This window comes from Bradyrhizobium iriomotense, assembly GCF_030160715.1.
GTDB lineage: Bacteria > Pseudomonadota > Alphaproteobacteria > Rhizobiales > Xanthobacteraceae > Bradyrhizobium > Bradyrhizobium iriomotense.
This window is the reverse complement of sequence record NZ_BSOW01000005.1, coordinates 242,654-260,694: the sequence shown is the minus strand read 5'-3', so window position 1 is coordinate 260,694 and position 18,041 is coordinate 242,654. Positions and strand designations below refer to the sequence as shown.

At 61.5% G+C, this 18,041-nt stretch carries 18 protein-coding genes; 10 read left to right on the top strand and 8 right to left on the bottom strand.

The genetic code is table 11. From position 1 onward, the window contains the following. Positions 1-15 precede the first annotated feature (15 nt). From QQL28_RS09830 to QQL28_RS09800, 7 genes are all read right to left on the bottom strand, one after another. Positions 16-579 (bottom strand): SIS domain-containing protein, encoded by a 564-nt coding sequence (locus tag QQL28_RS09830; RefSeq protein WP_284264138.1) that lies wholly within the window; start codon positions 577-579, stop codon positions 16-18. A 60-nt stretch (positions 580-639) separates the two neighbouring features. Continuing rightward, entirely contained in the window at positions 640-1,371 is a 732-nt protein-coding gene (locus QQL28_RS09825) for a GolD/DthD family dehydrogenase (RefSeq protein WP_284264137.1), read from the bottom strand. Positions 1,372-1,399: 28 nt separating this feature from the next. Beyond that, a complete protein-coding gene (locus QQL28_RS09820) occupies positions 1,400-2,128 on the bottom strand; it encodes an SDR family oxidoreductase (protein WP_284264135.1) in 729 nt (242 codons plus the stop codon). 81 nt (positions 2,129-2,209) lie between these two features. Beyond that, a complete protein-coding gene (locus QQL28_RS09815; RefSeq protein WP_284264132.1) occupies positions 2,210-3,490 on the bottom strand; it encodes a D-tagatose-bisphosphate aldolase, class II, non-catalytic subunit in 1,281 nt (426 codons plus the stop codon). Beyond that, on the bottom strand, positions 3,487-4,464 hold the full coding sequence (locus QQL28_RS09810) for a tagatose kinase (RefSeq protein ID WP_284264129.1): 978 nt from the start codon (positions 4,462-4,464) through the stop codon (positions 3,487-3,489). The genes QQL28_RS09815 and QQL28_RS09810 overlap by 4 nt, the downstream gene beginning before the upstream one ends. 119 nt (positions 4,465-4,583) lie before the next feature. Then, a complete protein-coding gene (locus QQL28_RS09805; RefSeq protein WP_284264127.1) occupies positions 4,584-5,801 on the bottom strand; it encodes an ROK family transcriptional regulator in 1,218 nt (405 codons plus the stop codon). A 55-nt stretch (positions 5,802-5,856) separates the two neighbouring features. Next, positions 5,857-6,741: a sugar phosphate isomerase/epimerase family protein gene (locus tag QQL28_RS09800; protein WP_284264125.1), complete on the bottom strand. Its 885-nt coding sequence runs from the start codon at positions 6,739-6,741 to the stop codon at positions 5,857-5,859. 295 nt (positions 6,742-7,036) lie between these two features. On the opposite strand from QQL28_RS09800, the gene QQL28_RS09795 reads away from it, so the two are divergent. The 6 genes from QQL28_RS09795 to QQL28_RS09770 all read left to right on the top strand — a co-directional run bounded on the left by QQL28_RS09795 (position 7,037) and on the right by QQL28_RS09770 (position 12,696). Next, a complete protein-coding gene (locus QQL28_RS09795; RefSeq protein WP_284264123.1) occupies positions 7,037-8,491 on the top strand; it encodes an ABC transporter substrate-binding protein in 1,455 nt (484 codons plus the stop codon). An 82-nt stretch (positions 8,492-8,573) separates the two neighbouring features. Continuing rightward, on the top strand, positions 8,574-9,455 hold the full coding sequence (locus QQL28_RS09790) for a carbohydrate ABC transporter permease (protein ID WP_284264121.1): 882 nt from the start codon (positions 8,574-8,576) through the stop codon (positions 9,453-9,455). Further along, complete coding sequence (locus tag QQL28_RS09785; RefSeq protein WP_431309584.1) at positions 9,452-10,306, top strand: carbohydrate ABC transporter permease; 855 nt, start codon at positions 9,452-9,454, stop codon at positions 10,304-10,306. The genes QQL28_RS09790 and QQL28_RS09785 overlap by 4 nt, the downstream gene beginning before the upstream one ends. A 70-nt stretch (positions 10,307-10,376) precedes the next feature. Continuing rightward, a complete protein-coding gene (locus QQL28_RS09780; RefSeq protein ID WP_431309589.1) occupies positions 10,377-10,574 on the top strand; it encodes a DUF2160 family membrane protein in 198 nt (65 codons plus the stop codon). 3 nt (positions 10,575-10,577) lie between these two features. Further along, positions 10,578-11,621, top strand: coding sequence for an NAD(P)-dependent alcohol dehydrogenase (locus QQL28_RS09775; protein WP_284264117.1), 1,044 nt, complete (start codon positions 10,578-10,580; stop codon positions 11,619-11,621). A 13-nt stretch (positions 11,622-11,634) separates the two neighbouring features. Beyond that, positions 11,635-12,696 carry an ABC transporter ATP-binding protein gene (locus QQL28_RS09770; protein WP_284264115.1) on the top strand — a complete coding sequence of 354 codons (1,062 nt, stop codon included), beginning with the start codon at positions 11,635-11,637 and terminating at the stop codon, positions 12,694-12,696. A 30-nt stretch (positions 12,697-12,726) separates the two neighbouring features. Here the strand turns inward: QQL28_RS09770 and QQL28_RS09765 are convergent, their stop codons facing one another. Beyond that, positions 12,727-13,365 carry a TetR/AcrR family transcriptional regulator gene (locus QQL28_RS09765; protein WP_284264113.1) on the bottom strand — a complete coding sequence of 213 codons (639 nt, stop codon included), beginning with the start codon at positions 13,363-13,365 and terminating at the stop codon, positions 12,727-12,729. A 320-nt stretch (positions 13,366-13,685) separates the two neighbouring features. On the opposite strand from QQL28_RS09765, the gene QQL28_RS09760 reads away from it, so the two are divergent. The 4 genes from QQL28_RS09760 (at position 13,686) to QQL28_RS09745 (ending at position 17,948) form a co-directional block, all read left to right on the top strand. Further along, positions 13,686-14,489, top strand: coding sequence for an SDR family NAD(P)-dependent oxidoreductase (locus QQL28_RS09760; protein ID WP_284264111.1), 804 nt, complete (start codon positions 13,686-13,688; stop codon positions 14,487-14,489). Between the two features lie 135 nt (positions 14,490-14,624). Then, positions 14,625-15,746 (top strand): DUF5938 domain-containing protein, encoded by a 1,122-nt coding sequence (locus QQL28_RS09755; RefSeq protein WP_284264109.1) that lies wholly within the window; start codon positions 14,625-14,627, stop codon positions 15,744-15,746. Between the two features lie 55 nt (positions 15,747-15,801). Further along, positions 15,802-17,334 (top strand): AMP-binding protein, encoded by a 1,533-nt coding sequence (locus QQL28_RS09750; RefSeq protein ID WP_284264107.1) that lies wholly within the window; start codon positions 15,802-15,804, stop codon positions 17,332-17,334. 110 nt (positions 17,335-17,444) lie between these two features. Next, positions 17,445-17,948, top strand: coding sequence for a hypothetical protein (locus tag QQL28_RS09745; protein ID WP_284264105.1), 504 nt, complete (start codon positions 17,445-17,447; stop codon positions 17,946-17,948). Positions 17,949-18,041 lie beyond the last annotated feature (93 nt).

The window sequence follows — 18,041 nt, the reverse complement described above, 5'->3', positions numbered from 1 at the left end:
GCCTCGATATCGGGATCATTCCAAGTTGGTGTGACGCGCGCGCATCGTCTCAACCGTCTCGTGGAGCAGGGGGCGAAGCTTTAGGACCACCAGTTCGAAGAACAGCATCTGCGCCGCTTCGAACAGCGAACCCATCGGCAATATTGACGCATGGGAAGCGGTGTCATCCGCCATGGTCTGGGCCGGAATGACGGTCACCACGTCGACTTGATCGGCCAACGGCGCGCTGGGTTGAGCCGTAATCAGTGCCGTGCGCGCTCCGGCCTCCCGGGCCCTGAGAACCAGGACGCGCGCTGTCGTCAGGTCTCCCGGGCCCGCGGAGACGATGAGTAGATCGTCGGGGCCCACCGGCGGCATGGACATGTCGCCCCAAACCGTAACGTCGCGGCCGAGATGAAACAGGCGCATTGCGAATCCTCGCATCTTCAATCCTTCACATCCGCAACCGAACAGCACGAGTTTGCGCGCCGCAACGATTGCTTCGATCAATTCGTCCGCGCAATCGTTCGGCATCCGCGCGAAAACATCCGATAGTTCCCGGAGGGCCTTCCGAGACAGCTCCGCCAATGTTTCGGTCACAGCGTTCTCCCGTCATCGCTCTTCATTGCGGCCCGCCATGCGCGCGATTCGCAGCAAGTCTCAGCGTATGGTGTACCCGCCGTCCATGATCAGGTTCTCGCCGGTTATGATGCCAGCCTCTTTCGATGCCAGATAGACGGCGGCAGAAGCGATCTCGCCGGGCTGGGCAAAGCGCCCGACGGGGATTTCCTTCCGGGCCTTCTCGCCCTTCTCACCGGACCAGCCGACCATCGCCATCGGCGTTTCCACGACCGTCGGCGAGATCGCGTTGACTGTGATCCCATATTGCGCCCATTCAAGCGCAAGCACTTTCGTGAGACCAACGAGGCCAGCCTTGCTCGCCGCGTATGCGGCATGCTCGGCGATGGCGACAATAGCCGCTTGCGAGGCGATGTTGATGATTCGTCCTCGCCCCGAGCGTTTCAGATAAGGCAACGCTGCGACGGCCATCAGCCACGGTGCTCTGAGATTGATCGCCTGGGTTCGGTCCCATTCCTCGACCGATTGTTTTTCGGCCGGCGCAACGACTCCCAATCCCGCGTTGTTGATCAGGACGTCTATGCCGGACTCTTTCCCCAATGCTGGCACAAGGTCCGCTATTGCCCGGGGATTCTGGAGGTCGAGGCTATACGCGCGGTGGCTGCCGCCAAGCTTGTTTGCGAGTTCGGTGGCATCGACGACATCGACAAGCACCAACCTGGCGCCGGCGGCAGCGAACGCCTTGGCCATCTCCACTCCAATGCCACCCGCGGCGCCGGTGATGAGTGTCGTCAATCCGGAAAAATCGGCCACTTGGACCTCCTCGATAGTCGAGGCTCCCTTAGATATCGAAATTCGTAGGCAGGACGACCATGTCGCGAATGGTCACGTTGCGCGGCCGCGTCAGCATATAGATGACGGCGTCGGCGACTTCGGCCGGCTCGATGATGCTGCCTGATTCCTTCGCCTTCTTCAGGTTTTCTTCCGGCCAATCGGCGAGCAGCGCGGTTGCGACGGGGCCCGGCGAAACCGAGCCTATACGTATCCCATGCTTATTGAGCTGACGACGCATCGTCTGCACGAAGCACGTCATCGCCCATTTGGAGGCGGAATAGACCGGCTCCCATGGCACCGGATAATGACCCGCGACCGAGCTGGTGACGATGATGTCACCCTGTCCGCGCTCGATCATATGTGGGATCACCGTTCGGACGTTCTTCATCACCACGTTGACGTTGAGGTTGATCATTCGGTCGATGGCGCTTGGATCGGCATCGATCAGATCGCCGCCGATGTAGGATCCTGCGTTGGCATGGAGGACGTCGAGTTGGCCTGTCTTGGCGAGAACGCCGTCAAGCAGCGACGCGCATTGTTCCGGATCGAGAAGATCAACGATCAGCGGGACCGCGGAGTCCTTGTGCCTGTTGCATATCTCCCGGAGCGCCCTCTCATCCCGATCGATGAGAACAACACGGGCTCCTGCAGTGATCATTGCTTCGGCGCTGGCCAGGCCGATGCCCGATGCCGCGCCGGTAACGGCGGCAATCTTACCCTGCAGAGTCTTCGCCATGGACGTTCTCCCTTGCTTGATTTGAAGCCGTCTCGGTGAAGAACGCCTTCACAGCGGCGGTGCCTTGATATCCGGCGCATTTCACCCGGCGGCACTGCCGCGACATGCGGCGTGATAGTCATCGAGGCTTCGCATCACGCGCCACATCAAGACCTCTTGCGGATCGAGCGGCGCGGAGGCGAATTGTTCGCCGGCGGGGAGATGTTGACGGAGGAGGGGGATTGGAACGCGTGCGCCTGCCAGAGTACCCAGAAGGCGCTCGACCGCTGCGCTCGCTTGCGGGGCGACCCAATAGTACCTGATGCGATCGGAGAATGAATAGTGCCTGAGTAGCCGGCGCTCTGGCTCATCTCCGCCGTAGTGCCCCTTCCAGTAATTCGGCTGCGCGGACATCAGCCCTTCCATCGCCGCGTAGAGCGGGCGCTCGCCATAGTCGGGCAGGAGATCGGAAGCAATCAGATCCAGCGCATAGAGCGTCTCCCGGAGCACGAAAGTGAGCTCCGGCCCGACCTTGAGAATGCCGCAACCGTCATCGACCAGTTCGCGCAGGGGACGCCGACCCTGGTAGTCGGTCGAATGTGCCTCAAAGACAAACTGCGGTTCATCATCGAGAAGGCCGACAAGATCCTTCGCCTTGTCGCGGTCATATTGAATGACGTTGTGATTGCCGAACTCCACTCCGGGCTGAACGACGAGACCGATCACGCGGGAAAAGGCGTCGTCTCGAGCTGCCTTCTTGAAGAGATCCCGATGAACATTGATTGTCTGTCGTGCAGCCGCCCGGGAGGTGGGCTCGAGTGTCGTCAATATATGATCCGCGCCACCGGGGGGCGGGACCTCGGTCCCGATAATGTAGAACGGCATTTCGGCGCCGATCGTTTTGGCGATGTCCTCGGCGACAGTTGCGAGCCGAAGGGCGCGTTCAGCCGTCGTTTGATCGTCGAGCCCGGCTGGCTCGCCTTTGCAACCCATCGAGGCGTCGAGATGGATCTTGCGAAAGCCGGCTTTGATGAAGGCGGCTACCATCCTTTCAGCTTCCTTCATCGCATCCTCGGCCGGGCGATGGCGCCAGGGATTGGGCCCCAGATGGTCGCCGCCGAGAATGATGCGGTCAGCAGGAAAGCCCTCCTCGCCGGCGATCTTCGCGACGAGAGCGGCGAAGTCAGCGGGCTGCATTCCCGTGTAGCCGCCCAGATGGTTCACCTGGTTGCAGGTCGCCTCGATCAAGACCTTTGAGTCATGCTCGCGCCCATGCCTGAGCGCAGCGCGCAGAACGAGTGGATGGGCAGAGCACACCGAGGCTATTCCCTCCGGTTGGCCGCTCCGCCGGGCCGCCGCCAAATAGCCGAGTGCCGCCGTCACGAGGAAGCCCTCGCGGTTCGCGCCATGAAATCGTCGAGCTCGGCGCGTGTCCCCGCACCTTCCATCGGCCCTCGCACGGTCACGTTGCGAGCGCCCGCTGCGTTGGCGTAGTTCAGCGCCTGTGCCGGCGCCATGCCGAGCCGGCGGCAACCGACATAGGCGCCGCCAAAGCAGTCCCCTGCACCGGTTGGATCCAGCTCGTCGACGAGGAAAGCGGGACAATCGATCCGCGCGCCGTGCCTGTCGTAATAGGTTGAGCCCGCGCGGCCTCGCTTGATGACAATCTCGTTAGCGCCACGTTGGAAGAGCGACTGCACGGCTGCCCGCTCGTCCTGAACGCCTGCCGCGAGCACCAATTCCTCGCCCGAAGGCAAGATGAGGTCTGCCATTTCAACGAGCTGCTTGAACTGCTCGCGTACCTGACCATGGTCTATGAGTTCTTTGCGCAAATTGGGATCGAGCGAGAGGCTGCCTCCCCGCGCCCTGATAATGTCGGCGGCCCGCTTGGTAATCTCCCATGCCGAAGGCATGGCAAGCACGGTACCCATGATGTGCAGATGGCCGGCGCGGCTGACCAGCATCTCGAGTTGCGTCGTCCACTCGAGCAGCGCTGCGGCCGATTTCGCAATGTTGAAGACGAAATCACGCGTTCCGTCCGGACGGTAGCGGACGAAAGCGCTGCCGGTCGGATGATCGGTGCTGACTGAAACGGCTGAAACGTCGACGCCGTCCCGTTGCAGTCGTCTGATGTTGACCTGGCCAAAATCGTCGTCGCCGACGGCGCCGACCATGGCTGCCGATCCGCCAATCCTCGCGCACTGGTCGATGAAGATCGCGGGAGCCCCGCTGGGGAAGGGGCCGATGAGGTCGAGCGGTTCGAGAAATCCCTCGCCTTCGGTGGTTGCGACGATTTCAACGAGGATCTCGCCAACAGTGATCGTCGGTCCCAAAGCGTCAGGGGCGAGCTTTGTCATCTACGGCTAGGCCTCCCGGACGCCTGAGCGCGCACTGACCTGAGGCGCGCTGTTTAGGAGGGGTCTAACCTAATTTGTATCTTAAAGCAACATATTGTTGAACGGTGCGAAACGAGCGATCACGAAGTGGAGGCGTTGCCTTCGGAGGGATCATCCGCAAAGCGCTCGTTGTTCAACGACAGAAAGCGCTGGTGCATCATGCAGGCGGCCCCCAAAGCAGAGCCGTAGGCGGCGCTCTCGTTCAGGACGATATCGGGAATGGGAAAAGTGGGGGCCTGCAATTCCCTGATATGGGCCGCCACGCGCGCAGCGACCAGCGGATAAAGCTCGGCCAAGGATCCGCCCAGCACGATGCGATCCGGGTCGATGAGACGCGACACCTGGACGATCGCGAAAGCCAACATTCGCGCCCAATCTTCGGCGATCACGATCGCGGCGGGCACGCGGTCGCGAACATCGCCGAGAAAATCGACAAGCCTGACGTCCGCTCGCCCAGTGCTGGATCGGTATTTGTCCATGATACGGCCGAGACCGATCGCCTGTTCGAGGTTTCGTTCTTCGCGGTCAGGCACCTTCAGGTGTCCGACTTCTCCGGCCAGTCCGCGGCCGCCGCGAAACAGCTTCCCGTCGATGGCAATACCGCCGCCGACGCCGCTCTCGATCACCATGAACATGGTGACGCCCGATCGTGCGTCGGCTTGGGTGTAGGTCGCGCCGATCGCAAATGCGTTGGCGTCGTTCTCCGCCAGCACAGGAACATCGATCGGCAAGGCGGCCCTGGTCAGCTCGTTCAGATCGACGTCTCGCCAGCCAAGGATGGGGCCGATCGACACGTGGCCATTGCCGTCCATCTGGGCCGGCGCCGAGAGACCGAACCCCTCGCAGAGGCCAAGCTTGTGCTGGGGGACGTCGCGGAACGCCTGTGCCACGGCGCGCCTGATCGCCTCTTCGACCGGGACCGAGCGTGCGTCGAACGGCTCGATCGTGCTGCGCACGATGTTCGCAGCGAGATCGATTTCGACGGTGGTGATGTGTTCAACGCCGACTTCGGCGCCGAGAAAAAAGGCCGCTTCCGCGGACAATTCGAGCAGAATTCCGGGACGTCCCGCGCGCGTATAGCCGGACTGTTTTGTCGCGTCATCCTGGACTTCCCGCACAAATCCCGCAGCCGTCAGCTCGGCGATGATGTTGCCGGAAGACGACCGGTTCAGTCCCATCATCCTGGCAAGCTCGGCACGACTGAGCCGTCCCAATCGATGCAGCGCCTGAAGCGCGGCGATCGCATTGCTTTGGCGTATCCGACGTGGTGAGCGCGCCAGTGAGGTCAATTCATTCACAATCTGATCCTCGGCCCTCGCGAAGCTCGAGGCGATCTTGTCGATCTCGGCCCTGTCAGGGGCGCGCGCACGTCGCGCGCCGGCGTTGAGCTTCGACGTATTTCAGCTCGATGAACTGTTTTGCGTGCACCGCCAATGGCTGATTGTCGGTCCAGGTGTCCCGCCAGATCGCGCAGGCAAGGGACAGCCCTTCATCGACGACCGCACTGGAGAAGCTTTCGAACACAATATCACGTTGATAGTTGATATCGAGAAGAGCGTCAAAAATCAGATCGAAATCGATGACGCCGTCGCCGAGATATCCACGGTTGCTCTCGCCGATATGGAAGTAGCCGAGCTTGTCCCCGGCAAGCCTGATCGCGGCGGCAGGACTGGCCTCCTCGATGTTCATGTGGAACGTATCGAGGTGAAGCAGGACGTGATCCGACCCGGTCTCCTCGATGAATTTCAGTCCCTGCGCCGTGGTGTTGAGCAGGTTGGTTTCGAAGCGGTTCACGACCTCCAGGACGAGATCAACGCCGGCGCTCTTGGCGACCTCCGCGGTCTTGGCAATCGCCGCGACGCTGTTCTTCCAGCCCCGTTCTGTCGGCATCGAATTGTATTTCGTGTGGGCCGAATAAAGGATGCCGCCGAGCTTGTTGCCTCCGATGTCGCGGACCGCCTTGACGGCGTTCGCGAGCAGCTCTTCACCACGGCGAACGAGGGTCTCGTCCTGGCTGGAAATATCGGCTTCACGCGGCAGGCCCATCGTGACTCCGATCTCGACGTCCAGCGATCGGGCCCTTCGGGCCAATCGATCCAGGTCGAACTTCTCGGGTCGCAGATAGGCGAATTCAATCGTCCGATAGCCGCAGGCCGCTGACTTCTCCAGCGCCATTTCCAGGCCGTCCTGTGTTTGACCGCCGGTCCAAACGAACGAGTGAATTCCTAAGCGGCGCATGGGCTATCTCCCTCTGTTTTGCCACGATTAGCCATCTTTGTATCCTTACACAACAAAAATCCCAAGAATGTCTGTATCAGGAGTTGCGGTGCAGCGCGTTTCGGTAGCGATCATCTTCCTTGTCACTTCGGCATGAGAAAATATTTTGTATATTGAATAGTTTGGCTGGGTGTTGCGCTGCATGAAAATGTTGTCTTCGTCATTGCAATTTGTATCTTTATGCAACAAACATTTGCCTGTCCTGCGTTTCTCGTATAGAACCCGCGATCGCCGGCTGACGCCGCAAAACGCAAAAATGGGAGGAGTGCAGATGAAGCTGAGAACGACGGTCAGTGCAGTCGCGCTGGCGATCGGGCTTATGTCGAGCGCAATGCCGGCTTGGGCCGACTTCTGGTCGGATGCCGCAAAGGATTTGAAGGGAACGACCATCCGCGGCGTCACCGAGAGCACGCCGCCGTCCAACTACGTGAAGGACGTGCTCGCTCCGGCGTTCACCAAGGCGACCGGAATCAAGGTCGAATTCGAAACGACGTCCTGGGATCAGATGTTCGACAAGGAGATCAAGGATATGGAGGCCAAGACCGGCCTCTATGACGTCGTCTATATCGAGCAGGACATCATCTACAGCTATCTGGCGCGCGGCTTCCTGGTCGACCTCACGAAGTCTATGGCAGACAATGCCAAGCTGAAAGCGCCGGAATTCGATCCCGCGAACTTCACGACCTTCATCGACTATTTCAAGGATCCCACCAAGGGCAACGACCTCTTCGCCGTGCCGATGGAGTCGTTCATCAAGACCTATCTCTACCGGAAGGACCTGTTCGGCGACGCGGAGGTGCAGAAGGCGTTCAAGGCGAAATACGGCTACGATCTCGCGCCGCCCAAGGATCACAAGCAGTACACCGACATTGCGGAGTTCTTCACGCAGTGGGGCAAGAGCCACGACATGCAGCTGTGGGGGAGCACGGTGCAGGCCCACACCGGCCATCCCGCCTCCTGGTATGAGTTCGTGGAAAGTGTGGAGCCCACCTTCGGCGTCTACAACTGGGGCATCAACGCGCAGAAGAACTACGCTGCGAGCGTGAAGAACGGCGGCTCCATGAACGGCCCGCAGGCGGTCGCTGCTCTCACCTGGTTCCTGAACAATCTGAAATATGCGCCGCCCGAATCCACCCAGAGCACCTGGGACGAGATCGCGGCGACGTTCGCGGCCGGCCGCGCCGCGCAGGGCCTGGTCTACGGCGAAAACGCCGCCTGGATTGCGACCAACGACTCGAAATCGAAAGTCGTCGGCAAGGTCGGTGTCGCGCTGCCGCCGCTCGAGCCGGGAGTCCTGGAGGATGCCGAATCCGGCAAGGGCTATATCGGCTATTTCGATGGTGGCGCCTTCGCGATCCCGACGTCGTCGAAGAACAAGGAAGCCGCGCTTCTCTTCCTCGAGTTCATCGGGCAGCCTTCCGTGCAGGCCGATTGGGCGGTCGCCGGCTCGCGCATCACGCTCAAGTCGACCTATGATGATCCGAAGGTCAAGGCGCAGGACGAGAAGACGGACCACTACTACACGCTGATGAAGGAGAAGGGGAAGCTCTTTGCCGGAGCTCCGACCTATCCGTTCCACGCCCAGGTCCGTGAAGCGGTCGCCCCGATCTTCTACCGTGCCATCACTGGCGAGCTTACGCCGCAGCAAGCTCTCGATAAGATGGCAGATGCGGCCGAGGCGGAACTCACCCAGCTTGGCTATCGCAAGTGATCGCCTAGCGAGGAGCCGGGGCGGTGTGCCCCGGCTCTTCCGGTCGATCCAGAATCCCTCGAACCCGACCGGCTGAGGTCCGATGCGATCACAGACTACAGGCTGGCTTCTCCTGGCGCCGACCCTTGTCATTCTCTTGGTGTTCGGGCTGGGGCCCTTCATCTACGTTCTGGTCGTTGGCTTCACCAACTGGAACAGCTTTGCCGCCGATCCGACGGCGCATTTCGCCGGCGTCCAGAATTTCCGTCGTCTCGTTTTCGACGATCCGTTCCTGCACTCGCTCTGGCTGACATTCGGCTTCACCTTCTTTGCGGTCCTGAGCGAGATCGTGCTCGGCTATTTTCTCGCTCAGCTCTTGATGCGCGACCTCCCTTTCAAGGGATTCTTCCGCACCATCCACACGCTGCCGCTGATGGTTGCGCCGATCGCGGTCGGCGCAACGTGGCGGCTCCTGACCGTGCCGGGGCTTGGGCCATTGCCTTATTATCTTGATCGATGGCTCGGCATCGACTTGCGGATCGGAACCTTCGCCGACCAGGCGTTCATAGCCACTGTCATCATGGACGTCTGGCACTGGACGCCGCTCGTGACCCTGACCTTGCTTGCGGCGATCTCGTCGCTGCCGAAGGAGCCTTTCGAGCAGGCGCAGATCGATGGTGCAAACCGGGCTCAGGTGTTTTGGTACGTAACCCTTCCGCTGCTGAAACCGGCGATCCTTGCCACGGTCTTCATCCGGGTGATGGACGCGCTTCGCACCGTCGATGAGGTGTGGATGCTGACCGGTGGCGGTCCGGCCGCAGCGACCCGCTACGTCGGTCTCCATATCTGGCGGGTGGTCTTCCCCAAGACCGACTATGGCTACGGCGCGGCGATGTCGCTGCTCACTCTCTATGTCACGATCGTGCTTTGCTGGCTCATGTATGTGGCGCTGGTGGCGCGGCGCGAACTGCCGAGGTCCGAATGATGGGACGTTCTCCGCTCAAGCCCGGGAGAGGCTGGCTCTCCCTTGCCTTCTGGATCGTCGCGAGCCTGATCACGCTGTTCCCGATTTACTGGATGTTCGTCGTCTCGGCGAAGAGCCGGGTCGAGCTGTTCGGCGCGCCGAACTTCATCATCCGCAGCTTCTTCGTGGAGAATTATACGGCTACGCTGAGCAATCCGACCTTCCAGCGCTACATGCTCAATTCGATCATCGTCGCGACATCGAATGCGCTGCTAGTCACCACGCTGGCGCTGCTCGCAACCTATGCGTTGTCGCGATACCGCCTGGTGGGCAAGGAAAACATCTTCTTCTGGACCATCACCAACCGCATGGCGCCGCCCGCGGTGTTCCTCCTGCCGCTCTTTTTGCTGTTCACCCAGACCTTCACGATCGGCTCCTTCAGCCTGTACGACACCCGCATCGGGCTCGTGCTGCTCTACTGCGTTTTCAATCTTCCCTTCGCGATCTGGACGCTGCGCGGGATCATCGATGCCATTCCGAGGGAGCTCGACGAACAGGCCATGGTCGACGGCTGCAACACCTGGCAGGTCCTGACCGGAGTCATCTTCCCGCTCGCCAAGCCGGGCCTTGCGGTGACCGCCATCCTCACCTGGGTGTTCGCCTGGAACGAATATCTCTTCGCGGCCACGCTAACGAGCGTCAATGCCCGCACGATCACGACCGGCCTTGCGGAGTTCGTCACCGTGACCGGCACCAATTGGGGGCAGATGGCGGCGACCGCGACGTTGACGCTGGTGCCGGCGCTCGTCTTCCTCGGCCTGGTTCAGCAGCACATCGTTGCAGGCCTGACCTTCGGTGCCGTGAAGGAGTGACGCCATGAAGAACGGAACCGGGCGCGATCTCGATGCGTCGATCGACATTCTCGAGGCTGACGAAGAGGCCCTGCGGGTGGACGCGAAGTCGGAACGCAGCGGCTTCCTGCCCATTCAAACCAATTTGTTCGACAGGTTCTTCATCAGCATCGTGGTCTGGATCGCTCTGGCGCTGCTCTGGATGCGTTTTCTCGAACAGAGCCTGCCGCTCTGGATCGCCAACGTGATCGCGCTTGCCCTCGCCATCCTCATCATCCGAAAGGGCTGATCAATGAAATCGCTGGTCCTGGAAGAGAAGCACAGCCTGTCGCTTAGAGACTTCCCCATTGAACGGGAGGAGGCGATGGGCTCGCGTGATGTCCGCATCAAACTGCACACGGTGGGCATCTGCGGCTCCGACGTGCACTATTACACGCATGGACAGATCGGCCCGTTCAAGGTCGAGAGGCCGATGATCCTGGGGCACGAGGCCTCCGGTATCGTGATCGAGGTGGGATCGCAGGTCGCGGCACTGAAGGTGGGGGACCGCGTCTGCATGGAGCCCGGCATCCCGGATCCGAACAGCCGCGCCACGCGGCTCGGCATGTACAATATCGACCCCGCGGTCCGTTTCTGGGCGACGCCGCCGGTCCATGGAATCCTTCGTCCGACTGTCGTCCACCCCGAGACCTTCACGTTCAAATTGCCGGACAATGTGTCCTTCGCGGAGGCCGCCATGGTCGAGCCTCTGGCCGTCGGTGTGCACGCGGCAACCAAGGCACAGATCAGACCGGGAGATGTGGCGTTCGTGATGGGGGCGGGACCGATCGGGCTCGTCACAGCGCTTGCGGCGCTTGCCGCGGGATGTTCGCGTGTCTTCGTATCGGATCTCGACGACGCCAAGCTCGAGATCGCAGCGCGCCTCGGCCCCATCACGCCGATCAATGTGACGAAACAGAACCCGGCAAAGGAGATTCTCGCCGCCACCGATGGCTGGGGCGCAGAGATCGTCTTCGAGGCGACCGGCAGTCCCAAGGCGGCTGCTAGCATCTTCGAACCGTTGTGCCCCGGAGGCCGGGTCGTCCTCATCGGCGGGCAATCGCAGCCGATTGCCTATGATGCGGGCGCTGCCATGGTGCGCGAGGCGAGGGTCGAGAACATCTTCCGCTATGCCCACGTCTTTCCGCGATGCGTTGCCATGCTGTCGTCAGGTTCGATCGACGTGAAACCGCTGATCACCCGCACGTTTGCATTCGACGATAGCGTTCGTGCGTTTGAAATCGCTGCCTCCGCGCCGAAAGGCGATGTGAAGATGCAGATCGCGATGCCGCAGTAGGGGAGAGCCGACATTGGCAGGAGTTAGAGTCAAGAACGTCATCAAGCGGTTCGGCACGGTCCAGGTGATGCATGGCGTGAGCGTCGACATCGAGGACGGCGAGTTCGTCGTGCTCGTCGGCCCGTCCGGCTGCGGCAAGTCCACCCTGCTGCGAATGATTGCGGGACTTGAAGCGGTCAGCGAAGGCGAGATCAGCATCGGCGGACGGGTCGTCAACGACCTCCTGCCGAAGGATCGCGACATCGCCATGGTGTTCCAGAACTACGCGCTCTATCCGCACCGGACGGTCGCCGACAACATGGGCTTCGCGCTGAAGATCAAGAAGATGCCGAAGGCCGAGATCGATGCCAGGGTCAGGAGGGCGGCGGATATTCTGGATCTGTCGCGCCTTCTCGATCGGTTTCCCAAGCAGCTATCGGGCGGTCAGCGCCAGCGTGTCGCGATGGGCCGCGCCATCGTTCGCGAGCCCTCGGTCTTCCTGTTCGACGAGCCGCTCTCCAATCTCGACGCGAAACTGCGCGTCGCGATGCGGGTCGAGATCAAGGAGCTGCATCAGCGGCTGAAGACCACGATCGTCTACGTCACCCACGATCAGATCGAGGCCATGACCATGGCTGACAAGATCGTCGTTCTGCGCGACGGACGGGTCGAGCAGATCGGTGCGCCGCTGGATCTCTATGACAACCCGGCAAACGTGTTCGTCGCAGGGTTCATTGGCTCACCGGCCATGAACTTCATCAAGGGCCGGATCGCCAAGGAAAATGGCGGGCAGCAATTCGTCTCCGACAGCGGCTCGATCCTGCCGATGCGCCCTTTGAAGGCGGAGGATGGGCAGCCGGCGATCTACGGGATTCGTCCCGAGCATATCACGATCGGCGAGGGTGGATTGCCTGTGCGCGTGTCGGTGCTCGAGCCGACCGGTGCGGAGACCCAGATCTTCGCGAAAGCAGATGACGATCTGATAGACGCCGTTGTCAAGGAACGACTCTCCCTGAAACCTGGTGACGAAGTTCCGTTCCTCATCGACCCCGCGAACGCTCACATATTCGATCGGAAGACCTCACAAAGAATGTAGCATCGCCTACATCGCGCTGTTCAAAGCCGTTCAGCAGATGGTGGGCAGTAGCCGCCGGACCTCTTCCAGCAATTCGGGGACCGCGTCGTCGTCGTTCGATAAGAACTTGAGCAGGGCATTCTGAAACAGCCCGTCGAACAGCGCGTAGAGCACGCCGGCAGAGACCGCCGGGCGCTTGCCGCCGAGTTCGGCATAACGCGAGGCGATCCGCCAGATCATGTTTTCGAGGCTCTTGTCGATTTCGATGACGTCCTTGCGGAAGGCGTCCTCGAACAGCGCCTGCGCGCGCAGATCGTACCAGAGGCGGTGCATGCGCGCCTCCTTGCGGAGGGTTTCGGCGAGCTTGGCGAGAAAGCCCTCCATGAGCTCCTCGCGACTCTGCGCACTGGCAGTGACCTGATCGTAGCGGGTCACGCACTTGGCCTTGTAGTGGCTGACGCAGCAGCAGATCAGATCTGTCTTGTCACGGAAGTAGTAGTGAAAGACCCCATGCGTAAACTCTGAATTCTGCGCGATCTCACGCAACGAGGTGCGAGCGTAGCCAAGCTCGCCAAGCGTCTCGAGCGCGGCTTCGGCGAGTTCGAGCCGGCGCGCATTGAACTTCTCCTCTTTGAGCGCTTCGGTCGCGTCCAAAACCCGCTTCCTCGCACTCGCCACCTGCTGCGCCATCGACGTCCGTTCCTCGTCAGCTCTGCCGTCCCCGGAAGCGAAGACGATTCGCGCCTCCTTCCAAATCGCCTGAGTTTAGCTGCGCCAAAAATGTTTGACAATTGTCAAGCATTGTCTTGACAACTGTAAAGACAAGACTGCACACTTGTCAAAACAGATCGGCCGCAAAGAAAGGCCGAAAAGACGTAAGCGGAGGAGAAGAGAGCGGAAGCAGGCCGCCTCGTGGATTATGCTGCCCCGAACCGGCGCGCCAAAGCGTCGTGCAGAACGTCGCGGCGATCCGCCGTCATCGATCAAAAAAACGCAACGGAGGAGACGTCATGAGTGCGAAGACCCTTGCGGGCAAGAGAGCCCTGGTGACCGGTGGCGCGCGGGGTATCGGCGCGGCGATTGCACAGGCCCTGGCAGATGCGGGTGCTGCAATCATGATCGCCGATATCCTCGAGGACGTCGGCAGGGACACGGCGGCGACGATCGCGAAATCAGGCGCGAAGACCGGATTCGTGAAGCTCGACGTCACCGACGACCAGCAATGGGAAAGGGCGGTCGCAAGCACTGTCTCCACGCTCGGCGGCTATGACATCCTCATCAACAATGCCGGGGTCGAGATCACGTCGCTCGTCATCGACGTGCGGGCCGAGGATCTGCGTCGCATGTGCGACGTGAACATCGTCGGGGTCGGGCTCGGCATGAAGCACGCGTTCCGCGCAATGCGCCCCGGCGGCGCTGCTGGGGCAGGCGGCGCGATCGTCAACATCGCCTCTGTCGCCGCGACCATCGCTTTTCCGGCCATCGCCGGGTACTCGGGCACCAAGTCGGCGGTGGATCGCATGACGCGGGTCGCGGCCATGGAGGCCGGCAAGCTCGGCTACGGCGTGAGGGTCAACTGCCTCTATCCAGGCCTGGTGCCGACCGACATGGGCATGCAGCTCGCCGGCGACATCGTGAAGGTGGGGCTCGCACCCGATCCCAATGCCGCGGTCGCATCGGTCATCGAGCAGACGCCGCTCGGCCGGCTCGGCGAGGTCGGCGACATCGCCGACGCCGCGGTCTTCCTCTGCTCCAACGAGGCGCGCTTCATCACTGGAGCGGGGCTGCCGGTCGACGGCGGCATGGGCATGTAGTGCCGCTCGTTTCGTCCTGACCAACGTTGCCGGGGAGGTGCAGTCGCCTCTCGGAACGGAGACGCATGGCCAGCTCGGAACGGCCGGTCGAACTGCGATCCGGATCAAAATGCGAAGTCATCAGGAGGATTCGACATGAGTGAGAAGCGCCCCGTCGTCGTCTATGGCGTGTCCGGCTACACCGGGCGTCTGGTGTGCGAATATCTGCGGGAATACAACATTCCCTTCATCGCCGCCGGCCGCGATGCCGCCAAGGTCAAGGCCGTGGTCGAGAAGATCCCCGGCATCGAGACCGCCGACTACGAAGTCGTTGCGGTCGAGCACAGCGTCGAAGCGCTGACCAAGCTGTTCAGGGGCGCCAAGGTGGTGAGCAACATGGTTGGCCCGTTCATCAAATACGGCAACGAAGTCGTGGAAGCCTGCCTGAATGCCGGCTGTCATTACAGCGATACGACTGGCGAACAGGACTGGGTGCTGAAATGTCAGGAGACCTGGGGCGATAAATTTGCGGCGAGAAACCTGCTGCTCGCACCGAACATCGCGCAGATGTATACGACCGGTGAAATCGCTGCCAATCTCTGTCTCGAACACCCGGGCCTCGACACGCTTGATATCCTGGTTTTCTGGAAAGGCCTTCCGACCTACGCCTCGACCCAGACGATCTTCACGATCCTGAAGGCGAACTGGTACTATCTCGAGCAAAACAAGTTCGTCGAATGGGATGTTACCGCACGCGCCGATGTCGTGGTCCCGGGCCAGCACGAAACCGCCATTGCGGTGCCGTGGGGCGGCACCGCGCATCCGGTCTGGTTCAGGAACGATCCGCGCGTCTCGAATTGTCGTGTGCTCGGCGGCGTTCTCGCGCGCGCCGTCATGGAGGGGGTGGTTCAGACCACTCAAATGGTGAAAGAGAAAATCAAGCCGCTGCCGCCTGACCAGCAGGAGAAGGCCCTCGCCGACATCGCCGCGACCATTCAGGCGGCAATGCCGCCACGGGAGAATCCGCGCATCAACACCTCGATCGACTCGGTCTATGCCTCCGGGCCGCTTGGCCGCGCGCACTGTGTGATCCACGGCAACTGCAACTACAAGCAGACCGGAATGCTGCAGGCCTATGCGGCGTTCTCACTGCTGCAGACGCCGCCGAAGAAGGTCGGCTTCGCGTCGGGTTGCCAGGCGTTCGGCCATCGCGAATTGCTCGGCCAGCTGCGCAGCTTCGGCCTGGTGATGAACCCGATCCTGACCATCCACAATTGACGGTTCGGCCGGCGCGGCAAAGTCCGCGCCGGCCTCTCTCCGCGCGGAGGCGGCCATGCGGCTGATCGACTATCTCGACAAAGGTGCTTCGCTGGGCGCGGACGCGCCGTGCCTGACCATGGATGGCCGCGACCTCTGCTACGCCGACGTGCAGCGGCTGAGCTACCGGATCGCTCGCAGTTTTGAACGATCCGCCATCGCCCCCGGCGACAAGGTTGCTGTCCTGTCGGGCAACGATCCGATTGCGTTTGCGTGCGTGTTCGGAATTTCGCGCGCGGGTGCGGTATGGTGTCCGGTCAATCCGCGAAACGAGGCGGCGGAGAATCAGGTCATCCTCGATGACTTCGATTGTAGCTTGCTGCTGTTTCATTCCAGCTTCGCCGGGATGGTGGAGAAGATCCGTGCCAACCTGCCCAAGCTGCGGGCGCTGGTGTGCCTCGACGCTGCATTGCCGTTCGCGCCGTCGTTCGATGCCTGGCTGTCCGATGACGTCGGATATTTTCAGCGCGAACCGGTCGATGACCTCGTCATGTTGCCAGGCACCGGCGGCACCACCGGAAAGCCCAAGGGGGTGATGCTGTCGGGTCGGAACATCGAGACGATGACCGCGCTCACGTTGATGAGCTATCCGTTCAAGGGGCGTCCGACCTACCTCGCGCTGGCGCCGCTGACGCATGCCGCGGGGGTATTGTGCTTCCCCGTGATGGCACTCGGCGGGCGGGTCGTCATCATGCATCATCCCGATATCGGCGAATTCCTCGCCCTGATCGGGAGATATCGCGTCACCCACACGTTTCTGCCGCCCACCGTGATCTACATGCTGCTCGATCATCCCCAGCTCGACAGTGCCGACCTCGGCTCGCTGCAATGCTTCTGGTACGGCGCGGCGCCAATCTCGGCGACACGGCTGGCGGAAGCGCTCGAGCGCATCGGGCCGATGGCGCAGCTGTTCGGGCAGACCGAAGCACCGATGATGATCTCGACCATGGCCCCGGACGAGCATTTCAATGCAGACGGTTCGATTGCCATCGAGCGGCTGTCGTCTGCGGGCCGTGTGAGCCCGCTCGTCCAGCTCGGCATCATGGACACCGACGGCAATCTCCTGCCGAGCGGTCAGCGCGGCGAGATCGTGGTGCGGGGGTCGCTGGTGATGGACGGGTACTACAAGAACCCCGAGGCCACCGCGGAGGCCTCGGTCCATGGCTGGCATCACACCGGCGATGTCGGCTACCTCGATGCCGACAACTTCCTCTATATCGTCGACCGCGCCAAGGACATGATCATCACCGGCGGCTTCAACGTCTATTCCGTCGAGGTCGAAAACGCGCTGCGCGCGGTCGAGACGATCCAGGATTGCGCCGTCGTAGGTCTACCCGACCCCAAATGGGGCGAGCGCGTGGTTGCGGTGGTTCAGCCGAGACCGGGCCAAAGTGTCGATGCGGCTGCCGTTACCGCCTTCGTCAAGGCCCGCATCGGCAGCGTCAAGGCGCCGAAGCAGATCGAGATCTGGAGCGACCTGCCACGTTCCAAGGTTGGCAAGGTGATGAAGGCCGATGTCCGCGCCAGGCTGCTGCAAGGCCCGGGATGACCTGCGCTCGCGCTGTCAGACCGGCACGACCTCCGGGATTCTGTGGCGCGCAATTTTGCGCTTTCATTTGACCGTTTCTCCGGGATATATCGTCGCCGGAGAGCATGACAATGTTTCGAAGGCGGAAGAAAAGCTCGCGCGCGCATGATGTGCGGCCCGCGCAGCAACGAAACGACCGAGACGATAGTTCCGGCAAGGACATCCAGGCGCGCATTGCTCAATTGAGAAACGTGCCGCGGGAGAAGCTCGTCGATACGGTCTTTATGCTCTCGATGGTGGCAAAACAGCAAGCTGGGCTGATACGACGATCGATCAATGAACGCGCTCAGTCCGACTTCGAATTTGATCCGCCACCAAGTGGAGATCTGGCTGCCTACCTTGCAGAGGACACGGTTTCCACTTTGCGCCATCACGTGGCGGATGTGCCGACTCTCCTGGATCTCCTTTCTGAGCGATCGCCTGCCGTTCACTTCACCGTCCATCAGAGGGACGCCGTTTCAATGCTTGCCGCGTTGATCCGGGAGCAGCGGCTGGAAGGCATTTTGGAGGGTCTCCGGCTTGCTGGCCTTCTGAACGAGTCCTCCAAAGATCGTCATGCAGGATTCAGTTCGTAAGGTCCGACAAATCTGAGGGAGCTTCTGCCCACGACGTCTGCTCGCTCGGATCAGTGCTCGAGGGGCCGATCGGGGAGCTGTGCGCACGTGACG